This is a genomic window from Methylobacterium isbiliense (assembly GCF_022179325.1).
Lineage (GTDB): Bacteria > Pseudomonadota > Alphaproteobacteria > Rhizobiales > Beijerinckiaceae > Methylobacterium > Methylobacterium isbiliense.
Genome location: NZ_BPQQ01000044.1, coordinates 26,068 through 49,296, shown reverse-complemented (window position 1 = coordinate 49,296; position 23,229 = coordinate 26,068). Strand labels below are relative to the sequence as shown.

Sequence of the window (23,229 nt, the reverse complement as noted above, 5' to 3'; positions counted from 1 at the left end):
CCGCCACGCTCCGGCCCAGGATCGGGCGGAGAACAGCGCCCGGGCCAGCGGATGCGGCGGCGCGAGCCTCAGGCGGGCGGCAACGGGCGGGAGGATCGAAATGGCGCGCAACCCCTACACGGACCTGCCTGACGCACGGTTCTGGCGCCGGGCGGTGGCCGGCGTCGCGCCCTTCGCGGTGGACCCGCGGCCGGCCGCGCCGTTCCCGATCCTGCCGACCGACCGGGTGGCGACCGGCGGCAGCTGCTTTGCTCAGCGCGTGGCCCAGGCGCTGCGCGATGCCGGCTACCATTACTACATCACCGAGGCCGCGCCAGCCGGGACTCCGCCCGAGGAGGCGGCGCAGCGCCAGTTCGGCACCTTCTCGGCCCGCTACGGCAACCTCTACTACACGCGCCAGTTCGTGCAGCTGTTCGACCGGGCCTACGGCGCCTTCCGGCCCGCCTTGCGGGTCTGGCCGCGCGAGGACGGGCGCCTCGTCGATCCCTTCCGGCCGACCGTGGAGCCGCAGGGCTTCGCGCATCCCGACGAGGTCGAGGCGGCGCGCGAGGCGCATCTCGCGCGGGTGCGCGACCTGTTCGAGACGCTGGACGTGTTCGTGATGACGCTCGGCCTCACGGAGGGCTGGCGCCACCGGGCGGACGGGGCGGCGCTGCCGCTCGCGCCCGGGGTCGCGGGCGGCGTGTTCGACCCGGCCGAGTACGCCTTCGTGAATGCGGGCGCGGCGGAGGTCACGGCCGACCTGCGCGGCTTCCTCGACCGGCTCTGGAGCGTGAACGCGGCGGCCCGGGTGATCCTGACCGTCTCGCCGGTGCCGATGATCGCGACCTACGAGAACCGCCACGTGCTGGAATCGAACCTCTACACCAAGTCGGTGCTGCGGGTCGCGGCGGGCGAGGCCGCGGCGGGCGACCCGCGGGCGGTCTACTTCCCGGCCTACGACATCGTCGCGAGCAACATCAATGCGGGCCGCTACTACGCGGACGACCTGCGCTCAATCAACGACGCGGGCGTGCGCCACGTCATGCGCTGCTTCCTCGACACCTTCACGCCGGACGAGGCCCCGCGGGCCGCCGCCCCGCCGATCGCCTCCGAGTTCGTCGGCGCGGCGGGCGTGATCTGCGACGAGGAGGAGATCGAGCGCAGCGTGGCGTGACGGCGGGTGCCTCGGCCTCACTCCGGCGGCAGGGCGGTGGCTTCGAGGGCGCGGGGCGGGCGGATGCCGGGGAAGAGCAGCGCCCGCAGCGCCGCCGCCCCCGGCCGGTCGAGCGCGGCGGCGAGCGCGTCGCGCAATCTGCCGCATCCGAGGTGGCGCGTGGGCGAGGCGATCCCGCGGCGGCGCGGGTGCGGCGGCGCCAACGCCGCATTGCTGCGCCCGGCCAGTGCACGCTCGACGAGAGTGCGGGCGGTCCCGTCCCCGGAGAGCCCGCGACGCGACAGGACCTCCTCCGCTCCCGCCAAGTCGACCTCGCGGACCAGGGCCGCGCACGCCTCGTCGTCGGGCGGCAGCGCCGTCAGCGCCGCGAGGACGAGCCGGCCGAGATCGATCACCACCGCGTCCGGCGCTCCGGCCAGCACGGGCGCGATTCCCCGGGCGCTCTCCCGCCGGATCAGGTCGAGGCCGTGCGCCTCGCTGCGGCCCTGCCGGTAGGCGGCGAGATACGCGGCGGCCACCGCGTCGAGCAGCGAGGGCGCGACGTCGGCGACGGGCCGCATCGGCGGCACGGCCCGCAGCACCGCGGCGCGCGCGCCGGCCAGCGTCGGATCGTCGTCGAGGGTCGAGTCCGGCAGGGCCTCGGTGCCGACCACCGCCGTCACCGCTCCGGCCGCGCGCAGGCGCCCGAGCGGGGGAATCCAGATCTCGGTCGCCCGCACCCGCAGGGCCTCGTCCACGAAGTCGGGCGCCACGCCGGTGGCGAGATAGATGCGGCGCTCCGCGGCGCTGTCCATCTCGAAGACCTCGCCGAACACACCCGTCTCGTAGGGCGCATGGAAGCCGAGGCGGGCCTGCGTCCCCGCGATCCGATCGCGACCGTGCAGGAAGACGAGGGTGCAGGCGGAGACGCAGTAATCCGGCACGTAGGTGGTGAGGCCGTGCGCCGCCACGAGGGCGCCGAGCGCCTCGCCCTCGTCGACGAGCCCGCCCTCGCTCGTGAGGTGGAGGCGGGTCACGCCCGGATGCGCGGCGAGGAGCGCGGCGAGGCGATCGGCGCTCCCGCGCGCGAGCGGGCCGGACAGACGGACGTCGCGGCCGTGGGGCCCGAGCGCGATCACCGTCCGGGCGACCGCCTCGGGCCGGTCGAGCAGGCCGGCGAGCCCGCGCGACAGGCCCGGATAGAGCAGAAGCGCGAGGGCGAGCCCGGCGACGGCCGCCCCGAGACGCGCGAGTGTGACGATCCCCCGCCCGCCGGGCCTGCGCGCGAGGGCGAGCATCGCCGCACCGGCGGCCAGCAGTGCGGCGACGGCGGCGGCCGCCGCCAGCCCCACCTGCACCGCCCCCTCGGGATCGACGGGCCGGAAGGCGAGGACGCCCGCGGCGCCGAGGACGAGACCCACCGGCGCCACGCCCCGCGCGCGCCACCACCCCTGCAGCCGCATCGCCCCCGTCTCGCCCCCGCCCCGATCGGACGTCCGTTGCCGGAGCCCGGCATCGCCACCGAACGAGGCAAGTTTCCGACCAGTCGCGGTGTCCCGCCGACCGGCCCTCGGGGGCGGAGGTTATGTGCGGTTAGGACGAGGGACCGGGACATGCGGTCCGGACTTCCGCGCCGGACGGTGAGGCTGGCCGACGGCCGCGCCGTCGTGCTGCGGCGCGCCTCAGTCCTTCAACGGGTCGTGGCCCCAGTTCATCAGGGAGTAGCGCCAGCGCGACCCGGCCTTGTCGGTCTCGGGCCCGCCCTGGGCGAGGTGGCGGCGCACGTAGCCGACGACCTTGCGCATGTGGGCGTAGTCGTCTTCGGTGAGGTCGGCCTTGCGGCGATGCTTGATCTCGACGATGCGGCGCCCCTCGCGGTGACCGACCGATTCGCCCTCGCCGTCCTGGCTCCAGCCGACCGATCGGCTCTCCTCGGTGGCGAGCCAGCGTTCGAGTTCGGCCGGGGCCATGTTCACGGCTTCGCCGAATTCCTTCCAGACGGTCTCGTGGTCGGGCTGGCTCACGTCGGGTCTCCGGGTTCGTGATCCGGAGCCAACGCGACGGCCGCACGGGCGTTCGCCGGCCCGCCTGCGGCGCGGCTGCGGCAAAGGCGCCGTCGGCAGCCTCAGGCGATGATCTTGTCGAGGGTGATGGGGATCTCGCGGATCCGCTTGCCGGTGGCGTGATGGACCGCATTCGCGATCGCGGCCGCCGTGCCGACGATGCCGATCTCGCCCAGGCCCTTCACGCCGATCGGGCTCACCTTGTCGTCGTGCTCGTCGACGAAGATCACCTCGATGTCGTGGATGTCGGCGTTCACCGGCACGTGGTACTCGCCGAAATTGTGGTTCATGAAGCGCCCGACATTGTGGTCGAGCATCGATTCCTCTTCGAGCGCCGCCCCGATCCCCATGACGACGCCGCCCAGGATCTGGCTGCGCGCGGTCTTGAGGTTGAGGATCTTGCCGGCCGCGACGGCGCTGACCACGCGGGTGACGCGCACCACGCCGAGTTCCTCGTCGATGCGAACCTCCGCGAACACCGCCGAATGGGTATAGGCCGCGTAGCGCAGGCTGGTGAGGAGGCTCGGCTTGGCGGTCTCGGTGGCCTCGACGGTCTCCACGCCGCCCGCGTGCATGGCGTCGGCCACCGCGACCCTGACGGAGGGATCGCTCGCCAGCCGGATCTCGCCGTCCACGAAGGTCACGTGGGCGAGATCGGCATTGGCGAGCGGAGACTCGTCGATGCGCCGCGCGAAGGCGAGCAGCTGCTCGGACACCGCGCGGCAGGCCAGTTCCACCGCGGCGCCCGAGGAGGCCGCGGTCCACGACCCGCCCGCAAGCGGCGCTTCCGGCAAGGCGGTGTCGCCGAGCTGCGTGCGCACGCGGCCGATCGGCACGCCGAGCGCGTCGGCGCCGATCTGGGCCAGGATCGTGTAGGTGCCGGTGCCGAGATCGGCCGTCGAGCAGGCGACCTCCAGGCTGCCGTCGATCGAGAGCCGGGCGCGGGCGCTCGACTTCATCATGAAGGCTTCCCAGACGCCGGTGGCCATGCCCCAGCCGATCAGCTCGCGGCCCTCGCGCATGGAGCGGGGCTCCGCCGTGCGCCGCGCCCAGCCGAATCGCGCCGCGCCCTCCGCGTAGCAGGCGCGCAGCGCCTTGGAGGTGAAGTCCTTGTTCTCGCCCTCGTCGCGCTCGGCGTAGTTGCGAAGGCGCAGTTCGAGCGGGTCAATCCCCGTCGCGCAGGCGAGTTCGTCCATCGCCACTTCGAGGGCGAAGACGCCCGTCACCGCGCCCGGCGCGCGCATGTCGGCGGGGGTGTAGGTGTCGAGCTTGGCGAGCTTGTAGCCGAGCGTGACGTTCGGGCAGTGGTAGAGCAGGCCGGACCAGTTGACGACCGATTCCTGGTAATCCTCGAAGGTCGAGGTGCCGGCGACCGCCTCGTGCAGCAGTGCCTGGAGCCGGCCGTCCTCGTCGGCGCCGAGCGCCACCGTCTGGATCGTCTCGGGCCGGTAGCCGAGGGTGAACATCTGGTCGCGGCTGAGCACCACGCGCACCGAGCGCTTGAGGTCGAGCGCGGCCGAGACCGCCAGAAACAGCTGGTATTGCGGGCGCAGGCCCGAGCCGAAGGCGCCGCCCACATAGGGCGAGATCACCCGCACGTCGTCCGGCTTGAGGTTGAACACGCTGCAGACGTAGCCCTGGGTGTTGTTCACGCCCTGGATCTTGTCGTGGATGGTGAGCTTGCCCTCGCCCTCCCACACCACCGTGGTGGCGTGGGGCTCCATCGGGTTGTGGTGCTCCACCGCCTGCTTGTACTCGTGGCGCAGCGTGATCGGCGCGGCCGCGAGCGCGCCCTCGGCGTCGCCGCGCGGGTCCGGCGGCGGCTTGATGCCGGAGCGCTTCTTGGGCGGCACGTAGGCCGCCTCGCGGTTCTTCGCGAGGTCGGTGTTGGGCACCTCCTCCTCGTAGGTCACCCGGATCAGCGAGGCGCCGTGGCGCGCGAGGTCGAAGCTCTCCGCCACCACGAGCGCCACCGGCTGGCCGCCGAAGCTGATCTCGGGACCGTGGAGCGCCCGGAAGGGCGAGCCGGGCGGTGCCACCTGATCGCGGTAATTGTAGTCGAGCCACGCGGTGCGGGGCCGGTTCTCGTGAGTGAAGACCTGGATCACGCCCGGCACCGCGAGCGCCGCCGCCGCGTCGATGGCGCTGATGCGGCCGCGGGTGATCGCGCTCGACACGACGACGCCGTAGGCGAGATCGGCCGCCTTGAACTCGGCCGCGTATTTCGCCGTGCCGGTGACCTTGGCGGGACCGTCGAGGCGGCTCTGCGCGGTGCCGACGTGGAGATTGGTGGTGGCCATGCGGCGGGAGTCCCGAAGCAGGTTTCGGAGAAGCGGTCACGGGTTTCCCAACGAAAACCTGCGACACACCGGCGGTCCGAGCAGACGAAGCGCGGGCGGGCCGCCGCTTCGTCCGCTCAGCGGATACGCTTGTCGGTCTGGGATTGCGGCGTGCCCGCGGCGGCCTGCGCGAGGCCGCGCACGATGGCGCGCCGCGCCAGCTCGATCTTGAAGCCGTTGTGGGCGTAGGGCTTGGCCTCGGCCAGGATCAGGTCGGCGGCGGCCCGGAACGTCTCGGGGCCGGCCGTGCGGCCTTCGAGGCTCCGCTCGGCCTGCGCGTTGCGCCAGGGCTTGTGCGCGACGCCGCCGAGCGCGAGGCGCGCGGTGCGGATCGTCTCCCCGTCCATCTCCAGCGCCGCCGCCACCGAGACGAGGGCGAAGGCGTAGGACAGGCGGTCGCGCAGCTTCAGGTAGGTGTAGTGGCGCGAAAAGTCCCGGTCCGGCAGGTCGACCGAGAGCACGATCTCGCCGTGCGCCAAAGTGGTGTCGCGCTGCGGCTCGTCACCCGGCAGGCGGTGGAACTCCGCGAAGGGGATCGCGCGCGGACCGTTCGGCCCCTCGACCCGCACCGTCGCGTCGAGGGCGGCGAGCGCCACGCACATGTCGGACGGGTGCGTGGCGATGCAGTGATCCGAGGTGCCGAGGATCGCGTGGATGCGGTTGACCCCGGCGATCGCCGGGCAGCCGGAGCCCGGCACCCGTTTGTTGCAGGGCGTGCCCTCGTCGTAGAAGTAGTAGCAGCGGGTGCGCTGGAGCAGGTTGCCGCCGGTCGAGGCGGCGTTGCGCAATTGCGGCGAGGCCCCGGCCAGGATGGCGCTGGCGAGCAGGGGATAGCGCGCCGTGACACGCGCGTCGTAGGCCACGGTGCTGTTGGGCACGAGCGCGCCGATGCGCAGGCCGCCCTCGTGCTCCTCGATGGCGGCGAGCGGCAGCCGGGTGATGTCGATCAGCCGGTCCGGCCGCTCGACGTTGTACTTCATCAGGTCGACGAGGTTGGTGCCCCCGGCGATGATCCGGGCCGCCGGGTCGCCCGCGAGCGCCTGCACGGCCTCGGCGACGCTCCCGGCACGGGTGTAGGCGAAGCGGTTCATTCCGCGGCCTCCCGGCGGGCGGATGACCCGTTCAGGACCGATTCCACCGCGTCCACGATGTTGGTGTAGGCGCCGCAGCGGCAGAGATTGCCGCTCATGTATTCGCGGATCTCCTCGCGGGTGCGCGCGCGGCCTTCCTCGATCAGCGCCACCGCGGACATGATCTGGCCCGGGGTGCAGTAGCCGCACTGGAAGGCGTCGTGCTCCACGAAGGCCGCCTGAACCGGATGCAGCGCGCCGGTCGACAGCCCCTCGATGGTGGTGACGCTGGCGCCGTCCTTCATCACTGCAAGCGCCAGACAGGCGTTCACGCGGCGCCCGTCCACGATCACCGTGCAGGCCCCGCACTGGCCGTGGTCGCAGCCCTTCTTGGTGCCGGTAAGGTCGAGGTCCTCCCGCAGGAGGTCGAGAAGGCTGGTCCACGGGGCGACCTGCAGCTGCCGCCGCTGGCCGTTGATGGTCAGGGTGATGGCGATCCGGTCGCCGGCATCGCGCGTGCCGCTCTCGCTGAGCATGGGCCCTTCCAGGGTGCGGGTCGTGTCGGGCCGGGCAGCGGCCCGGCAGCTCTGCGGTATCCGGAAGGGCGGCGCGCGATCGGCGCGCGACACCGCCGACGGTGCGCCTGTCCGTAACGATTCCAAGCTGCCGAGGTTCCCCGGTGGAGTATCGTTCGCGCCGGACAGGCCCTGCATCGACGGGGCTTCAAGCCCGCGGCGCTCTGGGCTACCCCTGCGCCCAATCCCGCCGGAGGTGCCGCATGCCCGCGCTCGACCCGATTCTCGCCGACATCGACCGCGACCTCGACACGTCGCTGGAGCGGCTCTTCGCCTTCCTGCGCATCCCCTCGATCTCGACCGATCCGGCCTACGCCGCGGAGTGCCGGCGGGCGGCGGAATGGCTGCGGGCGGACCTCGCCGCGATGGGCTTCGAGGCGTCGCTGCGCGAGACCGGCGGCCATCCGGTGGTGCTGGGCCACGCGCCGAAGGCGAACGCGCCGCACGTGCTGTTCTACGGCCACTACGACGTGCAGCCGGTCGACCCGCTGGAGCTGTGGGAGACGCCGCCCTTCGAGCCGCGCCTCGTCACGCTGCCGGACGGGCGCCGGGCGATCAGCGCGCGCGGCGCCTGCGACGACAAGGGGCAGGTGATGACCTTCCTCGAAGCCTGCCGGGCCTGGAAGGCGATCCACGGCGAATTGCCGGTCGGCGTCACGGTGCTGATCGAGGGCGCCGAGGAGGACGGCTCGAAGCACCTGCCGGAATGGGTGGAGGCGAACCGCGCCGAGTTGAAGGCCGACCTCGTGCTGGTCTGCGACACCGGCATGTGGGACCGCGACACCCCGGCCATTACCTCGTCGCTGCGGGGCCTCGCCTATTTCGAGGTGTTCGTGACCTGCGCCGACCGGGACCTGCATTCGGGCCTGTTCGGCGGCGCGGCCGCCAACCCGATCCGGGTGCTCTCGCGCATCATCGCCGACCTGCACGACGCGGAGGGGCGGGTGACGCTGCCCGGCTTCTACGACGGCGTGCGCCAGCCCCCGCCCGAGGTGCTGGAGCGCTGGCGCGCCCTCGACCTGACGCCCGAATCCTTCCTCGGCCCGATCGGCCTGTCCGTGCCCGCGGGCGAGCGGGACCGCATGCTGATCGAGCAGATCCAGTCCCGCCCGACCTGCGACGCCAACGGCATCATCGGCGGCTACACGGGGGAGGGGACCAAGACCGTCATCGCCTCGCGGGCGAGCGCCAAGATCTCGTTCCGCCTCGTCGACGATCAGGACCCCAAAGCCCTGGACAGGAGCTTCCGCGCCTTCGTGCAGGCGCGCATCCCGGCGGATTGCTCGGTCGAGATCGTGACCCACAAGGGCTCGCGGGCGATCGCCCTCCCGTTCGACATGCCGGCGCTCGGCGCGGCCGGCCGGGCGCTCGCCGCGGAATGGGGCACCGCGCCGGTGGCGATCGGCTCGGGGGGCTCCATCCCGATCGTCGGCGACTTCAAGCGCAGCCTCGGCCTCGACACGCTGCTGATCGGCTTCGGCCTCGACGACGACCGGGTGCACTCGCCCAACGAGAAGTACGACCTGCAGAGCTTCCACAAGGGCACGCGCAGCTGGGCGCGGATCCTGGCGGCGCTGGCCGAGGGGACGTGACAGCCAGGGGGCCGAGGATCAGACTGGCCGTGCCGGGTGGAGTTGCGCCATGAGCTTGACCGTCAAGCTGCGCCCGCTGGAGCGCGAGGACCTGCTCTTCGTGCACCAGCTCAACAATAACGACAGCATCATGCGCTACTGGTTCGAGGAGGCCTACGAGTCCTTCGCCGAGCTGGCCCAGCTCTACGAGCGCAACATCCACAACCAGACAGAGCGGCGCTTCATCATCGGCTCGGCGAGCGACGAGCGGGCCGGGATGGTGGAGCTCGTCGAGATCAATCACCTGCACCGGCGCTGCGAGTTCCAGATCGCGGTCCATCCCGCCTTCCAGGGCCGCGGCTACGCCAGGCAGGCGACGCGCATCGCCATCGACTACGCCTTCAGCGTCCTCAACATCCACAAGCTCTACCTGCACGTGGACAAGGACAACCGCCGGGCTGTGGCGATCTACGAGAGCTGCGGCTTCACCACCGAGGGCGTCCTGCGCGACGAGTTCTTCGTCAACGGGCGCTACCGGGACGCGGTGCGAATGTGCCTGTTCCAGCCGGACTACCTCGCCCGGCGCGGCGGCGGCGACGTGCAGGAGCCGGTGCTGAAGACCTGAGGCGTGCCGGCGCGGGACCTCGGGCGCGCTGGCGCGACGGGGCGCAGTTCCGTATGGAGGGCGCCCCCGAGGAGCACCGATCGTTGCGCGAGACCTTCCATATCGAAGTCACCGGGCCCGAGGGCCTGATCCAGCGGACCTCGGTGCGCGTGGCCGGCCTGGAGGCCGCCCGGGAGCGGGCGCTTCGCCTGTTCCGCCGCGCCCGGGTGCCGCAGCGGGCCGGCCCCGCCGCGGAGGCGGTGCAGATCCTCGACGGCGCCGGGCGCGAGGTCTTCCGCTGGAGCGTCTGGGACGAGGGCGGCCTCAGGGCGTGAGGCCGGCCCGACGCTTCGCCGTCAGGCCTTCTTGGCGCGCTCGATGCCTTCGAGGATGAGGCGCTGCGCCTCGGCCTTGTCGCCCCAGCGCACCACCTTCACCCACTTGCCGGGTTCCAGATCCTTGTAGTGCTCGAAGAAGTGCTGGATCTGGTGCAGGGTGATGTCGGGCAGGTCGGTGTAGTTCTCGATCCGGTCGTAGCGCTTGGTGAGGTGGCGCGAGGGCACCGCGACGATCTTCTCGTCCTCGCCGGCATTGTCCTCCATGATCAGCACGCCGACCGGGCGCACGCTCATGATGGCCCCCGGCACGATCGCCCGCGTGTTGGCGACCAGCACGTCGCACGGGTCGCCGTCACCCGACAGGGTGTGCGGGATGAACCCGTAATTCCCCGGATAGTGCATGGCCGTGTAGAGGAAGCGGTCGACCACCAGGGTGCCGGCATCCTTGTCCATCTCGTACTTGATCGGCTCGCCGCCGACCGGGACCTCGATCACGACGTTGACGTCGTCGGGCGGGTTCTTGCCGATGGCGATGGCGTCGAGACGCATGACGAATAGCTCCCCTTGGGGCGCGGCACCCCGTATTCGCCGCTGCTTAGAGACAGCCGTTCGTCAGCACAAGCTTGTTGCGGCGCGATGCGCGCCGCCGCTCTCCGCAGGCGCTCAGGCGAACAGGTACGCGACCTTCGGCAGCACGACGCCGGCGACGCGGTCGGTCGCCTCGGCGATCACCCGCCCGCCCAGGCGCTCGTAGAAGCCGCGCGCGCGGACGTTCTCGGTGAGCGACCAGACGGCGACCCGCGGCACGTCGCGGTCGGCGAGGTCGTTGCGCACGGCCCGGAACAGGCGGGTGCCGTAGCCGAGCCCCTGATAGGCCGGGTCGAGGTAGATCTCGTCGATCTCGCCCTCTGCCGCGAGGGCGCGGTCCCGGCAGCGGCCGTACGAGACGTAGCCTACCACCCTCTCGCCGATGTCGAGCACCACGAGCGGCCGGCCGCGCCCGATCGTCGAGCGCCACCACGCCGGCCCGCGCCGGGCCAGCATACGGTCGAGGGCGACCCCCGGGATGATGCCCTGATAGGCTTCGCGCCACGCCGCATCGAAGACCTGCGACAGCATCGGGGCATCGTCCGACCGTGCCCGGCGGATGCTGGTGACCTGTGTGCGCACGACCTCTCCCCCCACCTCCGAAGGACCGACCGCGCGTCGCTTTGCGTGATCGCGCGAGCCCGTCCACACGATGCGGGAAGGCGGGGAGCAAGTGCAATGCCACGCTGGTTTGCCGGCACCGAAGCGTCCGCATCGTTGCGGAGGCGACACGCGGCTGCTACATGCCGAAACCCTTCAGGAACAGCCGCCGCCCGGCGGGCAGGCCTGCCTGCCCGCCCGTCCTCTCGCCGGTCCGTCGCCCCGCGTGTTCAACCGCCTTCTCCCACCCGAGACCCGCTACGCCCGGCGCATGGCCCGCATCGCGCGCTGGGAGCAGCCGATCAGCGGCCGCCGCGGCCGGATCCGGGCCTGGGCGAACATGCTGCTCGTCGACCACGGCGTGCTGCGCCTCGCCTATCTCAACCGCCACCGGGTGGGGCGGGGCCTGCTCTGGCGCTCGGCCCAGCCGGCGCCGCACGACCTCGCGTGGTTCAAGCGCCGGGGCGTGCGCACCGTGATCTCGCTGCGCGGCGGGCGCGAGCACGGCTCCTGGCAGCTGCAGCGCGAGGCCTGCGAGCGCGAGGGCCTGCGGCTGGTGGAGTTCGTGGTGCGCTCGCGCGAGGCTCCCGACCGGCAGATGCTGCTCGCGGCCCGCGACTTCTTCGCCGGCATCGAGTATCCGGCGGTGCTCCACTGCAAGTCGGGCGCGGACCGGGCGGGCTTCGCCGCCGCCCTCTACCTCGTGCTGCACGAGGGGCGCCCGGTGGCGGAGGCGGCCCGGCAGCTCTCGCCGCGCTTCGGCCATTTCCGCTTCGCCAAGACCGGCATCCTCGACGCGTTCTTCGACCGCTACCGCCGGGAGGGCGAAGCGCGGGGCCTGAGCTTCCTCGACTGGGTCGAGACCGTCTACGACCCGGAGGCGCTGCGGCGCGACTTCCGTCCCGGCTTCTGGTCGGACGTGGTGGTGGACCGGCTGCTGCGCCGCGAGTGATACCGCTTCCGGGAGATCCCTTCCGGAAGCGGTATCAGAAGCCCGCGCGGCGTCTGAGCGAAGCCGAAATCCGCATTGCGAAGCAATCAATCGGATTTCGTATGACCGCTACCCGCGCCGGCCGGGCGGCAGGCGCAGGCCGGGGGCAGGGCGCTCCAGCAGCACCTCGCGGCGGAAGCGCATCAGTCGCGCCGGGCGCCCCCCGGTCTCGGCGCTGATCGCGTCGGTCTCCTCGACCAGCCCCTGCTGCGCCACGAGGCGGCGGAAGTTCTGCTTGTGCAGCCGCACGCCCGAAAGGGCCTCCACCACCCGCTGCAGCTGGCCGAGCGTGAAGGCCGGCGGCATCAATTCGAACACCACCGGCCGGTACTTGATCTTGCCCCGCAGCCGGCCGAGGGCGGTCGCCAGCATCCGGCGGTGGTCGAGCGCCATTGGCTGGCCGGCCGCCATGTCCGGGGCGCCCGCCTCCGGCACCAGCCCAGCCTCGAACAGCAATTCGTAACGCTCCAGCACCCGCTCCTCGTTCCAGCTCCCGGCCACGCCGAAATTGAGCCCGATGCGGTCGAGCCGGCGGCGGCGCTCGCCCGGCTCGGGCGCGGCCCGGGCCCAGGCGTCGAGGCGCCCGGCGAGGGCATCGAGGCCGGCGGGCGGACCCGCGCGCCGATCCTCGTAGGGGAAGTAGCGGTACCAGCCCTGCCACACCGCCTCGGGCGTGCGGGCCGGACGCGCCTCGCGGACCAGCGCCAGATAGGCCACCGAGAGCGCGTGGCGCCCGGCGCCGTCCGGCCCGCGGTTGCGGTCGCCGAAGGTGTAGAGCTGCTCGACGTAGCCCAGCACCTGATCGGTCCGGCGCTCGACCCAGGCGCGCAGGCCGCGCTCCAGCGTCGGGTGGGCGGCCTCCAGGGGACCGGCCGGCAGCCCCTCGGCGCGGCCCGCCGGCTGGCCCGGAACCGGCACCGTGAGCACCCGCGGCTCGCCCTTCGTCGCCGCGATGATGACGGCGGCGAGCCCGACCGACGGCGCTGCGGCGGAAACCCTCTCCGCCTCGGCCTCGACCTGCCCCGACCCCGCCATGCCGCTCCCGCCGTGCTGCCCAGGCTGTTCCACCGCCATCATGCACCGACGCGGTGACCGGTTCGGCGCACGAGACCGAGAAACCACGGTTGCGCGGCCCGCGCCACACAACCGCGTCCGGATGGTGTGGATGAGCCCGCCTGCGTCAGCGGCCGGCGCCGAAGACCCGGACGAGCTCCTGCACCTGGGCCTCGTCGAGGTGGCGCGTCGGGCGATCCCTCAGCAGGGTGACGAGCTTGGCCGTCTCCTCAAGCTCCTCGGCGGCGAACACTGCCGTGGCGAGGTCGCCCGCCGAGACCGCCGGGCCGTGATTGGCGAGCAGCACCGCCGCGTGGCTGCCGTTGAGCGCGCGGATCATCTCGCCCATGCGCGGATCGCCCGGGCGGACGTAGGGCAGGAGCTTCACGCGGCCGACGCGCATGACGACGTAGGGCGTCAGCGGCGGGATGGCGTCCTCGGGATCGGTGTCGGCGAGGCAGGACAGGGCGGTGGCGTAGGTGGAGTGCAGGTGCACGACGGCGCCGGTCCCGGGCCGGGTGTCGTAGAAGGCTTGGTGGAGAAAGATTTCCTTCGACGGCTTGTCGCCGCCGACGTGCCGCCCCGTGCGGTCGAGCTTCGCGATCCGGGCGGGATCGAGGAAGCCGAGGCAGGAATTGGTCGGGGTGATCAGGATCCCGTCCTCGACGGCGACGCTGATGTTGCCCGAGGAGCCGACCGAATAGCCACGGTCGAACAGGGACTTGGCGAATCGGGTCAGGTCTTCGCGCGCTCGGCTCTCGGTCACCGCCGTGCCTCCAGCTGGTCGATGTGATTCGACGGGGTCTCGTCCGTGGCGGTCCTTGCGGCAGGTGAACCGCCGCCCCCCGGGGATCCGGCGCCGGCCCGCAGGGCGGCTGCCCCTCGGCCATCCCGCGCCGCGCCACGTGCCCCGTATCCACCCGATCGCAGATGTGTCAATGGCTTACCATGCGAACGAACCGTCTCCGGGACGGTCCTGCCGAGGGTCCGGAGGGATGTCCGGCGACCTGCCTGCTTGCGGGCCGGAACGGCGCCGGCGAGCCCTGGCAGCACGAGATCCGCCCCGGCCTGACCTTGCCCGGACGCGCGCTCTGGGGTATCAAGCCGCCGGACGTCGAGCAGGCGTAGCATCGCGCTGCTTGCCGCGCGGGCGTAGCTCAATGGCAGAGCCGCAGCCTTCCAAGCTGAAGACGAGGGTTCGATTCCCTTCGCCCGCTCCAGTCTTTCCCGGAACTCTGCGACAGGTGGTCTCGTTCACGAGGGCAACCATCCGGGCCTGATCGGACCGGTCTGCCGCGTTGAGCCGCTGGCGTAATCTTAGGCAGCCTCGCCGCGCACGAGGGCATCGCCGGGTCAGGCTTGCTCCGAGCCGAAGGTCTCCGCGGCCGGTGCTCCGGAGGGCCTTGTCTTGCGGGATCGCCCAACGGCTCCCAGGGCGGCCCCGGGATCGGCATCGCCCCCCTCTCCGCACCCGGCCGCGCGAGACCAGCATCTCCTTCAGATCAGAAGGGGGTGACGAATGATGAACCGGCGTTTAACCATGTGCCGTCCGGCGGGTCGGCAGTGCAATGGCGATGACCCGGGACAGGGAGGCGGATGAGCGGCGGTTACGACGAGCGCTGCGCGGCGGATCTGGCCAATGTCGGCGAGGGCCGAGAGCTGTCCCGCGCGGACCGGGCGTGGCTCGCGCGCGTCGTCACCGGCGCGGTGCGGCCGAACCGCGACAAGCCGCTCTGGGACCTCGCGCACGCCCTGGCGGGGCTCGCCCGGCTGACGGGCGCGGGCGCGGGCCGCGACCTCGTCACCCTGGCGCTCGATCCGCGTCTCGCGACGCCGGAGGCGCTGGCGGCCCGCTTCGCCGGAGCCAGCGCCGGAGCGGCCGCCGCGGATGCTCGCGGCCTCACGCTTGCCGCGCCGCGGCCGTGGCGCACGACCTGGGCCGGGCTCGCGCGGCTCCTCGCCCTCGCCGAGTTCGTGCTGACCGCGGAGGATCTGGCGCAGTTCCCGCTCGTCACCGGCTGGTTCGATGATCTGGCAAAGGAGCCGGACGAGGCCGAGCGGCTCGCCAAGCGCCTCGCCCGTCATCTGGCCGCCTACCGCAGCGACCACCTGCCGCTTCTGGCCTCGGAGCGGCGCTTCCGCGGCATCCTGGGCTTCCTGCGCGGCCGCTCCGCCTTCACGGACGACGACATCCTGGCCTTCTGGCGCGCCGAGATGGCGGCGGGCGAGCGGCCGGGCTTCCGGACCGTAGCCGAGCACTTCGTGACCTTCGAGGCGGCCGCCGCGGTGCGGGAGGGGCTGGACGGCCTTTCCGCCGCCGCCTCCCTCGACGCGATGGAGGGCTGGGAGGAACGCCTCACCGCCTCGCTCTCCGACCTCGCCCAGGGCGAGCCCGCCGCGTCCCTAGCCGACCTGCTCGCGGACCTGCCGGACGGCCCCAAGGTCCTGACCGGGTCCGAGCGCAATGATCTCGCGGACTTGCTGCGCCTCGAACCGTTCCACCGCACGCGCCCGCTGACGGCGTTGCGGGCGGCGAGTTTCGGGCGGGTCCAGTCCGGTCTCGCCAACCGCCTGCGCCGGGGTGGCGGCGGGGCGGATCTCGCCGCCCGTGCCTCCTGCGCCGAGGCGGAGGAGTACCGGGCGCTGGCCGCCCGGGCGGCCGACCTGGCGCACCATCTCGGGCGGATGCTGCGCATCGCCGCCGCCCTGCGGCTCGCCGCCACCGGCCTCGCCGACGACCTCGACGCCGAGGCGCAGGCCGCGCTCCGGGAGGCGGAGGCCGACCTGCGCCGGATCCGCCGGGCCGGATTCGACGACCGCGCGCGGGTGGCGTCAGGGTTCGCCGCGATGGATGCGGCGCTGGTCCGCCTCGCCGAGGAGACCGGCCGCTTCGTCCGGGCGGCCGAGGCCCTGGACCGGCGGCAGGGCCTCGACGCGGCCTTCGCGGCGGACCGGGCGGTCTTCGCGCAGGCCTTCGCGGCGGCCTATGCGGGGGAGGCAGCATGACCGGGACCGACGACGCGGCGCGTCTCCTCGCCGAGATCCACGCGGCACGCGGGCTTCTGCGCGCCTCGGTGCCGGCCGGCGGCCCGACCCATGCGGCGCTCTGGACCCATGCGACCCGCGAGCCCGGCCGTGTGGTCGACCTCGCGGTGGAGCGGGCGATCCGCCACGATCCCGCAATTGCCCGCCGCTACCGGTCGATGCTCGCCGCGCAGGCGCTCGCGCACGCTCCCCTCGCGGTGGCGGCTTCCGACGGCCCCCTGTCCTCCCGGCGGGTCGGGCCGTTCGCGCTCGACATCCTGCCCGCGGAGGCGGATGCGCCCCCGCTCCTGATCCTGCGCGGCGAGGGCCGGATGCCGCGGGTGATCGAGGCGATGCGCGGGGAGGAGGCGGTGCGCCTCGATCTCGGCGAGCCGGTGGACGGCAGCATCGTGCTCGCCCTCGATCCCGCCGTGCCGGAGGCGGAGCGGCTCGGGCGCCTGCTCGGCGATCCCGCCAGCGCGGTCTTCCTGCTGTGACGGCGCCGGTCCGTGCATGACCGGCGAGGCGGCATGACACCGCGATCGGTGCTGGTCGTGGTGCCGACGACGGGCGGGCCGCTGCGGCTGTGCGCGCTGCAGCCGCGCCCCGGGCTGCCGGCCTCGGCGGCCTTCGCGGAGGGCGATTACCGGCCGTTGCCCTGGTCGTCGGATTACGCACGGCTCGCCGCGCCCGGCGGGCCGCTCGCGCGGCTTCCGGGGATGGCGGGCGTGCCGCACGCGTTGCGCCTCTCCGGCTCCTTCGAGGCCGGCCGCTCCTGGGAGGTTCCGGTCTGCCTCGCGCACGGCCTGATCGCGCGGGGTTTGCGCCTCGCGGCCGAGCCGGGCGAGGCCGATCTCGTGCTCTGGGCCACCGGCGCAGTCGACCTCGACCTCGCGATCCAGCCCGGCGACTATGCCCTCCTCGACAAGCTCGCCCGCTCCCGCGACCTGCTCGCCGGGGCACCGCAGGCCGATCTCGCCGTCCTGCTGCCGCAGGGGCCGGAGCGGGAGGAGGCCGAGCGGACGTTCGGCGCCCTCGGGCGCGCCCGCCCGCCCATGTTCCTGCCCTCCGGCTCCGTGCCCGCGGCCCTCGACGCGCTGACCCGGCCGGCGGCGATGGAGCCGGCCGCACCGGGTCGCAGTCGGTTCGCCCTGCCGGCCGCGGTCGCGGCCGGGCTCGCCGTCGCGGCGGCGCTCGGCACGCTGCAGGGCCGCACGCCTTCAGGGAGTCGCGCCGATGAACCGCTCGCGCCGGCCGCGCAGACGGCCGAGGCGGAGCCGCCCGGCCCGCCGGCTCCGGTCCGTGAGACCCCGGCCGCCGCCCCCGTCGTCCTCGTCGAGGAACTGATCGCGCCGGCCCGCTCCTCCTGCCGCCGCGTGGCCTTCGGGGCCGATCCGGCCGAGCGCCGTCCCGTGCCGGCAGAGGGGGAGGGGCGGCTGCGCGCGAGCCGGCTCGCACCGGACCTGTGCGGCCTCGCCTTCCGGCCCGCCGCGCCGGGCGCCCGGATCGAGGTGGGGCCGGAACTGCGCAGCGCCGCCCTGCCCCCCGCTATCCTGCCCGACGGCGCGCAGGCCTACTACCTGCGCGAGGGGTCCCGCCAGAACCTCGTCTACTCCGCCCAGGCTGTCCCGGAGACTGGCCCGCCGTCCGGGGGTCGCCTCACCCACGCGCTGATCCGCTGAGACAGGGGGCGGGCGCCCCCTTCGACGACCCGTCACACGGCCGGCCTAAACGGAAGGCCGGGAGAGGAGGACCACGATGGCCGCACGCCGCCGGACAGGCCGCCCGACGCTCGCCGTGCTGGGCCTGCTGCTGATGCCCTGCGCGGGCCACGCGCAGAGCGTCGGCTTCGATCCGGCCGATTACGGCCGCGCCCAGCTGCCCCTGCGCCAGACCACCGGCGATGCCGCGGCCTATGTCGACCAGAACAAGGGCGCCTTTGAGCCGATCGCCGAACTCGATCCCCGGGACAGCCTCGCCGCCCTGGCACGGCCGGTCGGGCGGGTCGACATCGTGCTGCGCAACGCCCGCTCCGGCCAGACGGTCGGCGCGTCCTGCACGGGCGCGCTCCTGCCCGGCGACTACGTGCTGACCAACCACCATTGCCTGCCGCAGGCCGGCGACCTCACGCCCGTCAAGGCCTCGATCCTGATGGATTACCTCACCCTCGACGGGAAGGGCTCGCGGCGCTTCGACCTAGATCCGCGCCCGGTGGAATTCGACGCGCGCCTCGACTACGCGCTCGCCCGCGTCGCCGGGAACCCGGCGGCCACCTACGGCACGGCCCGGCTCTCGGGCGAGGCGGTGCCGGGCAGCCGCTCGATGCTGGTGATCCACCACCCGCTCGGGCGGCCCAAGGTGATGAGCCGATTCCGCTGCTTCGCCCTGAAGGACCAGCCCGACGGGCCCGACCTGCGCCATCGCTGCGACACGCTCGGCGGCTCCTCCGGCTCGCTGATGTTCGACACCGAGGTGGCCGGTGTCGCGCTCCACAAGGAGGGCGGGCTCGACCCGAAGGACCCGTCGAGCTTCAACAGCGCGACGCGGCTCTCGGCCATCCTCGGCCGCAGCCGCCTGCTCGCCGAGATCGCGGCGGGGCAGAGCCGTCCGGCGGCCGCACCCGCCGCGGCCAGCGCGCAGCCGCCCCCGAGGCCGGCCGCCGACGGCTCTCTCGATCCGGGCCAGATGAACGCGATCCTGCGCGGGCGCTGAGCGGCGAAAACCGCTCTGCGGCGTCCAGGGATGGAGCGAGGGGGGCCGAAGCAAGGCCCGATGGAAACGGGAGTGACCTCATGGCGATCGATGGCGCAGCCGCGCGCGGGCGGGCCGCCCGCATCGGCCTGCTCAAGGGGCTGGGTCTGGGCGTGAGCCTGACCCTCGCCCTCGGCGGCGCCCACGCGAACCCGCTCACCGAGGCGCCGGGCCTGCGCGCGCCCGAGACCGGGGCGCCGGCCCGGGACGAGGCCGCGGAGGCGGCCGAGGCCCGCGCCGCCAACCCGTCGGCCACCGCGATCATCCGCGCGCTCGCCCCGTTCGCGGACGGCAATCCCGGCGCGCCGTCCCGGCCGCTCCGGGTCGCCCCGGACGACGGCGGACCGGCGCTCAGCGTCGATGCCGGTCGCGCGGTCGATCTCACGGTGTTCTTCGCCTACGACAGCGCCCGCCTGACGCCGGAGGCGCGCATCCAGCTCGAACCGCTGGGGCAGGCCCTCGGCTCGCGCCAACTCTCCCGCCACGGCTTCCTGATCGCCGGCCACACGGACGCGGCGGGAACGCCCGCCTACAACCGCCGCCTGTCGCTCGCCCGGGCCCGGGCCGTGAAGGCGCATCTCGTCGAGGTCTACGGCATCGATCCGGACCGCCTGCGCGTCCACGGCTGGGGGCCGAGCCGGCCCCGGGACCCGTCCGCGCCGCTCGCGCGGATCAACCGGCGCGTCGAGGTGAGCCTGATCGCGCCGCGCACCGGCGCCCTGTCCTTCATCGGCCCGGTCGCCGCCGCGGCCTGCGCGCCGCACCACGCCGATCCCCGCCACCGCGTCGTCCTCGACCTCGACGATTTCGACGCCGCCCCGACGGCGCTGCCCTGCGCCGACTGAGCCTCACCCCAGCCCATCCGGAGAAGACCCGATGATTCCACTGCGCACCATCCTGGGCGCCGCCCCGGCGGCCTTCGCCCTGATCCTCGGCCTGTCCGCCGCGCCCGCGCTGGCGCAGGGCAAGCCGAACGTCGTGGTGATGGGCGAGGACGCGGACGAGGATGCGGTGCCGCGCGGCAACCGGATCTTCCAGCGCGTGATCGCCGAACTCTCCGAGACGATGAACCTGCGCGGCTACAACGTCTACGATGAGACCGCGGTGGCGATGGGCTTCACCCAGCCCAACCGGGTGCGCCGGCGCGATGCGGAGCTGATCGAGGTCGCCCGCGCGGTGTCGAACCCGCCGCTCGACGTGGTCGCGATCTTCCAGATCTACGCCTCGGCCTCGAAATCCGCCTATTCCGACATCGTGCGCCCGTCGGTCCGCATTCCGGGACGGCTCCTCAACGTGCGCACCGGCCAGTCGCTCGGCTCCTTCGAGGTGGCGGGCGTGCAGCTGCCGCCCCTGCCGCAGGGCTGCGACCGCGAGTGCCTGCTGGAGCGGGTCGGCGCCGAGGCGAAGACCATCGCGGGCGACGTGGCCGCCGCGCTGACCGCGAAGCTCGACGGGTTCGTGGCGCCCCGCCGCGCCGCCGATGCCGGCCCGGCGCCCCTCGGCGAGGCGCCGCCCGCCGGGGCGGTGGCCGCGCCCGGCACCGAGGCCTGCGGCGGGCTGCCGACCGCCTACGTGGTGCGCCTCAACGGCTTCTCGGCCCAGGAGGTGCAGGCCGCCGAGGAGTACATGGCCGCCTTCCGCTGCTACGAGCACCACCGCCCGGTGCGCTCCGGCGCGTCCGCCGCCGAGTACTGGTACGAGACCCGCTCGGATTCCGCCCGGCTCGGCCGCAACCTGCGCCTGATGCTGGAGCACATGAGCGCACCGGGGCAGGTCCAGTTCTCCGGCAACACCTTCGTTCTCAGCCGCGTCGCCACGCGCTGATACCCCCCTCGCCAGCGGAGTTCGCCCGATGATGCTCACGCTCTCGCGCCGCGCGGCCGGCCGTCTTCTCGCCCTCGCGGTCCTCGCCGGCCTGCCCGCCGCCTCGCGCGCCGCCGAGCCGGTCTTCCCGCCCGCGACCGCGATCGGCCTCGTGCCGCCGCCCGGCATGACGCCCGCCCGGGGCTTCGCCGGGTTCGAGCACCGCTCCGGCGCCTCGATCGTCATCATGGAGATGCCGGCCGAGGCCTATCCGGAGATCAGCCGCAGGTTCACCCCCGAGGCCCTGCGCCCGACCGGCTTCGCCGTGACCGGCGAGGGCGAGGCGCTCGCGGTCGCGGGCGGGGAGGGACGGCTCCTGCGCGGCGCCCAGGCGGCGCACGGGCTCACCTATGCGAAATGGGTCGCCGTGGTGCGGGGCGGGGCGGGCACCGGCCTCGTGACCGTGCAGGTTCCCGAGCAGGCCGCCGGGCAGGTGCCGGGCGAGGCCGTCGAGGCGGCTTTGCGCACCATCGCGTTCCGGACGCCCGCGAGCCTCGACGAGCAGATCGCGACGCTGCCCTACAGCGTCGGCGAGATGGCCGGGTTCCGCCCGGTGCGCGTCGTGATGGGCAATTCCCTGCTCCTCACGGAGGGTGCGAAGGATGTCGATCCGGAGCGGACGCAGCCGATGATCATCATCGCGCCCTCGCTCGGGCAGGCGGCGGTCGCCGCCGGGCAGGAGAGCGCCTTCGCCCGCAAGGCGCTCGGCACCCTGCGCGACCTCAAGGACGTGACGGTGACGGACGAGGACCGCTCGACCCGCGGCACGACCGTGATCGTGCGGTTGCGCGCCAGCGCGACGGACCCGAAGACCGCGCGGCCGCTCGCCGTGACGCAGACCGTCCTGTTCGACGGGCCGCGATACCTGCGGGTGATCGGCATGGCCGATGCCGCTCAAGCCGACACGATCGCCCGCGCCGAGCGCGTCGCCGCCTCCGTCGCCCCGAAGTAGGCGGCGCGCGAGCCCCCGGCGTTCAGCGCAGGCAGGCCCCGTCCCGCCACGCCCCGCCCCCGTCCAGGCAGGCGTCCTGCGCCGCCACGCCGGCGAGCCAGAGCATGGCCGCGATCGCGGCGAGCGCCACCAGCCCCGATCCGACCGCCATCCGCACGCGCCGCGATCCCATGACGTCTCGTCCCCGCCGCGCCGCGGCGCCCGCCTTGCCCACGATGGTCCCTTACCCACGATGGTCCCTTGCCCACGATGGTCCGAAACGCCATGCGCCGTCACCTGAGCTTCGCCGTCCTCCTCCTCGGGTCGGTCCCCGGCGCGCTCATCCAAGGTGCCCTGCAGGGTGCCAGGGCCGAGGACGGCGCCTGCCGCGACCTGCCGGCGCTCTCCGAAGCCCCGCCGCTCGCGGTCGGCCGGGTCGGCGGGTCCGACCGCGTCCACTTCCTCAGGGATGCGGTCGAGCGGAAGGGCTGCCCGGGGGCGTCGCCCGAGTGCCGGGCCCGGGCCTACCTCGTGCCCGGCGACCGCGTGCTGGTCGGGGCGCGGCGCGGCCCGTATCTCTGCGCCACCTACCTCGCGCCCGGCGGCGGAGGACGCACCGATGCAGGCCGGTCCGGCTGGCTGCCGGCGGAGGCGGTGGCGGTCGAGCCGGGCGGAACGGTCGCGCCGGAGGACTGGCTCGGCACCTGGACCCGGGTCGAGGCGACGATCCGGGTGAAGCCGGGCGCCCGTCCGGGCACCCTCGCGCTCAGCGGCGACGCCACCTGGGGATCGGTCGATCCCGAGCGGGTCCGGCGCGGGGCCATCAACATGGGCAGTCTCGAAGGGACGGTGACGCCGTCCGGCGACGCGCTGAGCTTCGCCATGGGGGAGAGCGGCACGCTCCCGGTCGGACAAGGCGACGCCACGGCCTGCAAGGTCTGGATGCGGCGGCTCGGCCCCTGGCTCGTCGACGACAACAACGCCTGCGGCGGCCTGAACGTGAGCTTCCGTGGCCTCTACCGCCGCGCGCCGTAGCGGGGGTCCTCTCCGCTCCTCCATCCTGCACGAAAGAGCCGACCATGAAGGCGATGCTTCTCCTCCTCCCGCTCCTCGCCGGCCTCCCGCCCGCCCGGGCGGCTCCGGCCGGTGGGGAGCCGACCGCCTTGCTGCGGGACTGGGCGGCGCAGAACAGCGCCTGCCGGGGTGGCCGCGGCGACGACCCGCGCACGCAGGAGGCCTGCACGCGGCGCGACGCCCTCGACCGCCGGCTCAATGCCGCGGGCTGGTGCTACGGCCGGCCGGGGGAGGCCGGCTATCAGCGCTCCTGGCAGCCCTGCGCCGGCCGCGCGCCGCGATGAGGGGCGGGGGCGGGATGGACGGCCAACGCCTGCGACGCCTTCTGCTGTTCGGCCCGCTCGCCAGCCGGGGATGGCGGGGCCTCGCGATTGCCGCCGGCCTCGCGTGGCTGCCGGCGCTGCTCTTCGCCACGGGCTTGGCGCTCGCGGGGCTGACGGGCTGCCCGGTGAACGAGGCCGGCGTCCAGCCCTGTCCGGTCGCGGGGTTCGACATCGGCAGCCTCCTCCACGGGCTGACGATGATGGGCTGGATCGTCATCGCCCTCCTGCCGGTCATGCTGCTGACGCTGCTCGCGGGCCTCGCCGGCGCTGCCCTCGCGGTCTGGCGCGCGCGCGGGCGGTCCTGACCGCGCCATCCTCGCCGGCCCCGCGCGCTGA

Annotated in this window: 25 protein-coding genes and 1 tRNA gene; 16 read left to right on the top strand and 10 right to left on the bottom strand. The window is 73.7% G+C overall.

Going from position 1 to position 23,229, the window contains the following annotated elements:
• Positions 1–100: 100 nt before the first annotated feature.
• The gene (locus MFF61_RS19470) at positions 101–1,156 is read left to right on the top strand and encodes a GSCFA domain-containing protein (protein WP_238237188.1); all 1,056 of its coding nucleotides are present in this window, start codon (positions 101–103) and stop codon (positions 1,154–1,156) included.
• Between the two features lie 17 nt (positions 1,157–1,173).
• Here the strand turns inward: MFF61_RS19470 and MFF61_RS19465 are convergent, their stop codons facing one another.
• The 5 genes from MFF61_RS19465 to MFF61_RS19445 form a co-directional block, all read right to left on the bottom strand.
• Positions 1,174–2,598, bottom strand: coding sequence for a hypothetical protein (locus MFF61_RS19465; protein WP_238237187.1), 1,425 nt, complete (start codon positions 2,596–2,598; stop codon positions 1,174–1,176).
• Between the two features lie 219 nt (positions 2,599–2,817).
• The gene (locus MFF61_RS19460) at positions 2,818–3,159 is read right to left on the bottom strand and encodes a DUF3140 domain-containing protein (RefSeq protein WP_283206014.1); all 342 of its coding nucleotides are present in this window, start codon (positions 3,157–3,159) and stop codon (positions 2,818–2,820) included.
• Positions 3,160–3,260: 101 nt separating this feature from the next.
• Positions 3,261–5,498, bottom strand: a complete 2,238-nt coding sequence (locus MFF61_RS19455) for a xanthine dehydrogenase family protein molybdopterin-binding subunit (RefSeq protein ID WP_238237185.1) — start codon at positions 5,496–5,498, stop codon at positions 3,261–3,263.
• Positions 5,499–5,614: 116 nt separating this feature from the next.
• The gene (locus MFF61_RS19450; RefSeq protein ID WP_238237183.1) at positions 5,615–6,628 is read right to left on the bottom strand and encodes an FAD binding domain-containing protein; all 1,014 of its coding nucleotides are present in this window, start codon (positions 6,626–6,628) and stop codon (positions 5,615–5,617) included.
• Positions 6,625–7,143: a (2Fe-2S)-binding protein gene (locus tag MFF61_RS19445; RefSeq protein WP_238237182.1), complete on the bottom strand. Its 519-nt coding sequence runs from the start codon at positions 7,141–7,143 to the stop codon at positions 6,625–6,627. The genes MFF61_RS19450 and MFF61_RS19445 overlap by 4 nt, the downstream gene beginning before the upstream one ends.
• 242 nt (positions 7,144–7,385) lie before the next feature.
• Here MFF61_RS19445 and MFF61_RS19440 point away from each other — a divergent pair, with 242 nt between their 5' ends.
• From MFF61_RS19440 to MFF61_RS19430, 3 genes are all read left to right on the top strand, one after another.
• Positions 7,386–8,774, top strand: a complete 1,389-nt coding sequence (locus MFF61_RS19440; RefSeq protein ID WP_238237181.1) for a M20/M25/M40 family metallo-hydrolase — start codon at positions 7,386–7,388, stop codon at positions 8,772–8,774.
• 55 nt (positions 8,775–8,829) lie between these two features.
• Positions 8,830–9,378, top strand: a complete 549-nt coding sequence (gene speG / locus MFF61_RS19435; RefSeq protein WP_238237201.1) for a spermidine N1-acetyltransferase — start codon at positions 8,830–8,832, stop codon at positions 9,376–9,378.
• An 83-nt stretch (positions 9,379–9,461) separates the two neighbouring features.
• Complete coding sequence (locus tag MFF61_RS19430; RefSeq protein WP_238237174.1) at positions 9,462–9,692, top strand: hypothetical protein; 231 nt, start codon at positions 9,462–9,464, stop codon at positions 9,690–9,692.
• A 21-nt stretch (positions 9,693–9,713) separates the two neighbouring features.
• Here the strand turns inward: MFF61_RS19430 and ppa are convergent, their stop codons facing one another.
• Both ppa and MFF61_RS19420 read right to left on the bottom strand, forming a co-directional pair.
• Complete coding sequence (gene ppa, locus MFF61_RS19425; RefSeq protein WP_238237172.1) at positions 9,714–10,244, bottom strand: inorganic diphosphatase; 531 nt, start codon at positions 10,242–10,244, stop codon at positions 9,714–9,716.
• A 114-nt stretch (positions 10,245–10,358) separates the two neighbouring features.
• The gene (locus MFF61_RS19420) at positions 10,359–10,865 is read right to left on the bottom strand and encodes a GNAT family N-acetyltransferase (RefSeq protein WP_238237171.1); all 507 of its coding nucleotides are present in this window, start codon (positions 10,863–10,865) and stop codon (positions 10,359–10,361) included.
• Between the two features lie 244 nt (positions 10,866–11,109).
• Between MFF61_RS19420 and MFF61_RS19415 the strand changes: the two genes are divergently transcribed.
• Positions 11,110–11,835 (top strand): fused DSP-PTPase phosphatase/NAD kinase-like protein, encoded by a 726-nt coding sequence (locus tag MFF61_RS19415; RefSeq protein WP_238237170.1) that lies wholly within the window; start codon positions 11,110–11,112, stop codon positions 11,833–11,835.
• A gap of 108 nt (positions 11,836–11,943) precedes the next feature.
• Here MFF61_RS19415 and MFF61_RS19410 read toward each other — a convergent pair whose 3' ends face one another.
• Both MFF61_RS19410 and otnC read right to left on the bottom strand, forming a co-directional pair.
• Positions 11,944–12,909 (bottom strand): NUDIX hydrolase, encoded by a 966-nt coding sequence (locus MFF61_RS19410; protein ID WP_238237169.1) that lies wholly within the window; start codon positions 12,907–12,909, stop codon positions 11,944–11,946.
• A 145-nt stretch (positions 12,910–13,054) separates the two neighbouring features.
• Positions 13,055–13,693, bottom strand: coding sequence for a 3-oxo-tetronate 4-phosphate decarboxylase (gene otnC / locus MFF61_RS19405; RefSeq protein WP_238237167.1), 639 nt, complete (start codon positions 13,691–13,693; stop codon positions 13,055–13,057).
• A gap of 380 nt (positions 13,694–14,073) precedes the next feature.
• Here otnC and MFF61_RS19400 point away from each other — a divergent pair.
• The 8 genes from MFF61_RS19400 to MFF61_RS19365 all read left to right on the top strand — a co-directional run bounded on the left by MFF61_RS19400 (position 14,074) and on the right by MFF61_RS19365 (position 21,517).
• Positions 14,074–14,147, top strand: a tRNA-Gly gene (locus MFF61_RS19400).
• A 376-nt stretch (positions 14,148–14,523) separates the two neighbouring features.
• Complete coding sequence (locus tag MFF61_RS19395) at positions 14,524–15,933, top strand: hypothetical protein (RefSeq protein ID WP_238237166.1); 1,410 nt, start codon at positions 14,524–14,526, stop codon at positions 15,931–15,933.
• Positions 15,930–16,448: a hypothetical protein gene (locus MFF61_RS19390; RefSeq protein WP_238237165.1), complete on the top strand. Its 519-nt coding sequence runs from the start codon at positions 15,930–15,932 to the stop codon at positions 16,446–16,448. The genes MFF61_RS19395 and MFF61_RS19390 overlap by 4 nt, the downstream gene beginning before the upstream one ends.
• Before the next feature lie 33 nt (positions 16,449–16,481).
• Entirely contained in the window at positions 16,482–17,633 is a 1,152-nt protein-coding gene (locus MFF61_RS19385) for a hypothetical protein (protein ID WP_238237164.1), read from the top strand.
• A 76-nt stretch (positions 17,634–17,709) separates the two neighbouring features.
• Complete coding sequence (locus tag MFF61_RS19380; protein WP_238237162.1) at positions 17,710–18,663, top strand: trypsin-like serine peptidase; 954 nt, start codon at positions 17,710–17,712, stop codon at positions 18,661–18,663.
• Positions 18,664–18,743: 80 nt separating this feature from the next.
• The gene (locus MFF61_RS19375) at positions 18,744–19,547 is read left to right on the top strand and encodes an OmpA family protein (RefSeq protein ID WP_238237160.1); all 804 of its coding nucleotides are present in this window, start codon (positions 18,744–18,746) and stop codon (positions 19,545–19,547) included.
• A 31-nt stretch (positions 19,548–19,578) separates the two neighbouring features.
• Positions 19,579–20,526, top strand: a complete 948-nt coding sequence (locus tag MFF61_RS19370) for a hypothetical protein (protein ID WP_238237158.1) — start codon at positions 19,579–19,581, stop codon at positions 20,524–20,526.
• A 28-nt stretch (positions 20,527–20,554) separates the two neighbouring features.
• Entirely contained in the window at positions 20,555–21,517 is a 963-nt protein-coding gene (locus tag MFF61_RS19365; RefSeq protein WP_238237156.1) for a hypothetical protein, read from the top strand.
• A 22-nt stretch (positions 21,518–21,539) separates the two neighbouring features.
• Here MFF61_RS19365 and MFF61_RS19360 read toward each other — a convergent pair whose 3' ends face one another.
• The gene (locus MFF61_RS19360) at positions 21,540–21,689 is read right to left on the bottom strand and encodes a hypothetical protein (protein ID WP_238237153.1); all 150 of its coding nucleotides are present in this window, start codon (positions 21,687–21,689) and stop codon (positions 21,540–21,542) included.
• Between the two features lie 92 nt (positions 21,690–21,781).
• Here MFF61_RS19360 and MFF61_RS19355 point away from each other — a divergent pair, with 92 nt between their 5' ends.
• The 3 genes from MFF61_RS19355 to MFF61_RS19345 are packed head-to-tail and all read left to right on the top strand — an operon-like array spanning position 21,782 to position 23,198.
• Positions 21,782–22,531: a hypothetical protein gene (locus tag MFF61_RS19355; protein ID WP_238237151.1), complete on the top strand. Its 750-nt coding sequence runs from the start codon at positions 21,782–21,784 to the stop codon at positions 22,529–22,531.
• A 44-nt stretch (positions 22,532–22,575) separates the two neighbouring features.
• Complete coding sequence (locus MFF61_RS19350) at positions 22,576–22,854, top strand: hypothetical protein (RefSeq protein ID WP_238237150.1); 279 nt, start codon at positions 22,576–22,578, stop codon at positions 22,852–22,854.
• A gap of 14 nt (positions 22,855–22,868) precedes the next feature.
• Positions 22,869–23,198: a hypothetical protein gene (locus tag MFF61_RS19345; RefSeq protein WP_238237149.1), complete on the top strand. Its 330-nt coding sequence runs from the start codon at positions 22,869–22,871 to the stop codon at positions 23,196–23,198.
• The last annotated feature ends 31 nt before the right edge of the window (positions 23,199–23,229 follow it).

Excerpts from the sequence above, each read along its gene's own strand:
- MFF61_RS19455 (WP_238237185.1), bottom strand. The coding sequence starts at position 5,498 with ATGGCCACCACCAATCTCCACGTCGGCACCGCGCAGAGCCGCCTCGAC.
- MFF61_RS19345 (WP_238237149.1), top strand. The coding sequence starts at position 22,869 with ATGGACGGCCAACGCCTGCGACGCCTTCTGCTGTTCGGCCCGCTCGCC.
- MFF61_RS19350 (WP_238237150.1), top strand. The coding sequence starts at position 22,576 with ATGAAGGCGATGCTTCTCCTCCTCCCGCTCCTCGCCGGCCTCCCGCCC.
- MFF61_RS19470 (WP_238237188.1), top strand. The coding sequence starts at position 101 with ATGGCGCGCAACCCCTACACGGACCTGCCTGACGCACGGTTCTGGCGC.
- MFF61_RS19385 (WP_238237164.1), top strand. The coding sequence starts at position 16,482 with ATGACACCGCGATCGGTGCTGGTCGTGGTGCCGACGACGGGCGGGCCG.
- MFF61_RS19410 (WP_238237169.1), bottom strand. The coding sequence starts at position 12,909 with ATGGCGGGGTCGGGGCAGGTCGAGGCCGAGGCGGAGAGGGTTTCCGCC.
- MFF61_RS19440 (WP_238237181.1), top strand. The coding sequence starts at position 7,386 with ATGCCCGCGCTCGACCCGATTCTCGCCGACATCGACCGCGACCTCGAC.
- MFF61_RS19390 (WP_238237165.1), top strand. The coding sequence starts at position 15,930 with ATGACCGGGACCGACGACGCGGCGCGTCTCCTCGCCGAGATCCACGCG.
- MFF61_RS19375 (WP_238237160.1), top strand. The coding sequence starts at position 18,744 with ATGGCGATCGATGGCGCAGCCGCGCGCGGGCGGGCCGCCCGCATCGGC.
- MFF61_RS19355 (WP_238237151.1), top strand. The coding sequence starts at position 21,782 with ATGCGCCGTCACCTGAGCTTCGCCGTCCTCCTCCTCGGGTCGGTCCCC.
- MFF61_RS19450 (WP_238237183.1), bottom strand. The coding sequence starts at position 6,628 with ATGAACCGCTTCGCCTACACCCGTGCCGGGAGCGTCGCCGAGGCCGTG.
- MFF61_RS19380 (WP_238237162.1), top strand. The coding sequence starts at position 17,710 with ATGGCCGCACGCCGCCGGACAGGCCGCCCGACGCTCGCCGTGCTGGGC.
- MFF61_RS19360 (WP_238237153.1), bottom strand. The coding sequence starts at position 21,689 with ATGGGATCGCGGCGCGTGCGGATGGCGGTCGGATCGGGGCTGGTGGCG.
- MFF61_RS19370 (WP_238237158.1), top strand. The coding sequence starts at position 19,579 with ATGATTCCACTGCGCACCATCCTGGGCGCCGCCCCGGCGGCCTTCGCC.
- MFF61_RS19445 (WP_238237182.1), bottom strand. The coding sequence starts at position 7,143 with ATGCTCAGCGAGAGCGGCACGCGCGATGCCGGCGACCGGATCGCCATC.
- ppa (WP_238237172.1), bottom strand. The coding sequence starts at position 10,244 with ATGCGTCTCGACGCCATCGCCATCGGCAAGAACCCGCCCGACGACGTC.
- MFF61_RS19465 (WP_238237187.1), bottom strand. The coding sequence starts at position 2,598 with ATGCGGCTGCAGGGGTGGTGGCGCGCGCGGGGCGTGGCGCCGGTGGGT.
- MFF61_RS19365 (WP_238237156.1), top strand. The coding sequence starts at position 20,555 with ATGATGCTCACGCTCTCGCGCCGCGCGGCCGGCCGTCTTCTCGCCCTC.
- MFF61_RS19395 (WP_238237166.1), top strand. The coding sequence starts at position 14,524 with ATGAGCGGCGGTTACGACGAGCGCTGCGCGGCGGATCTGGCCAATGTC.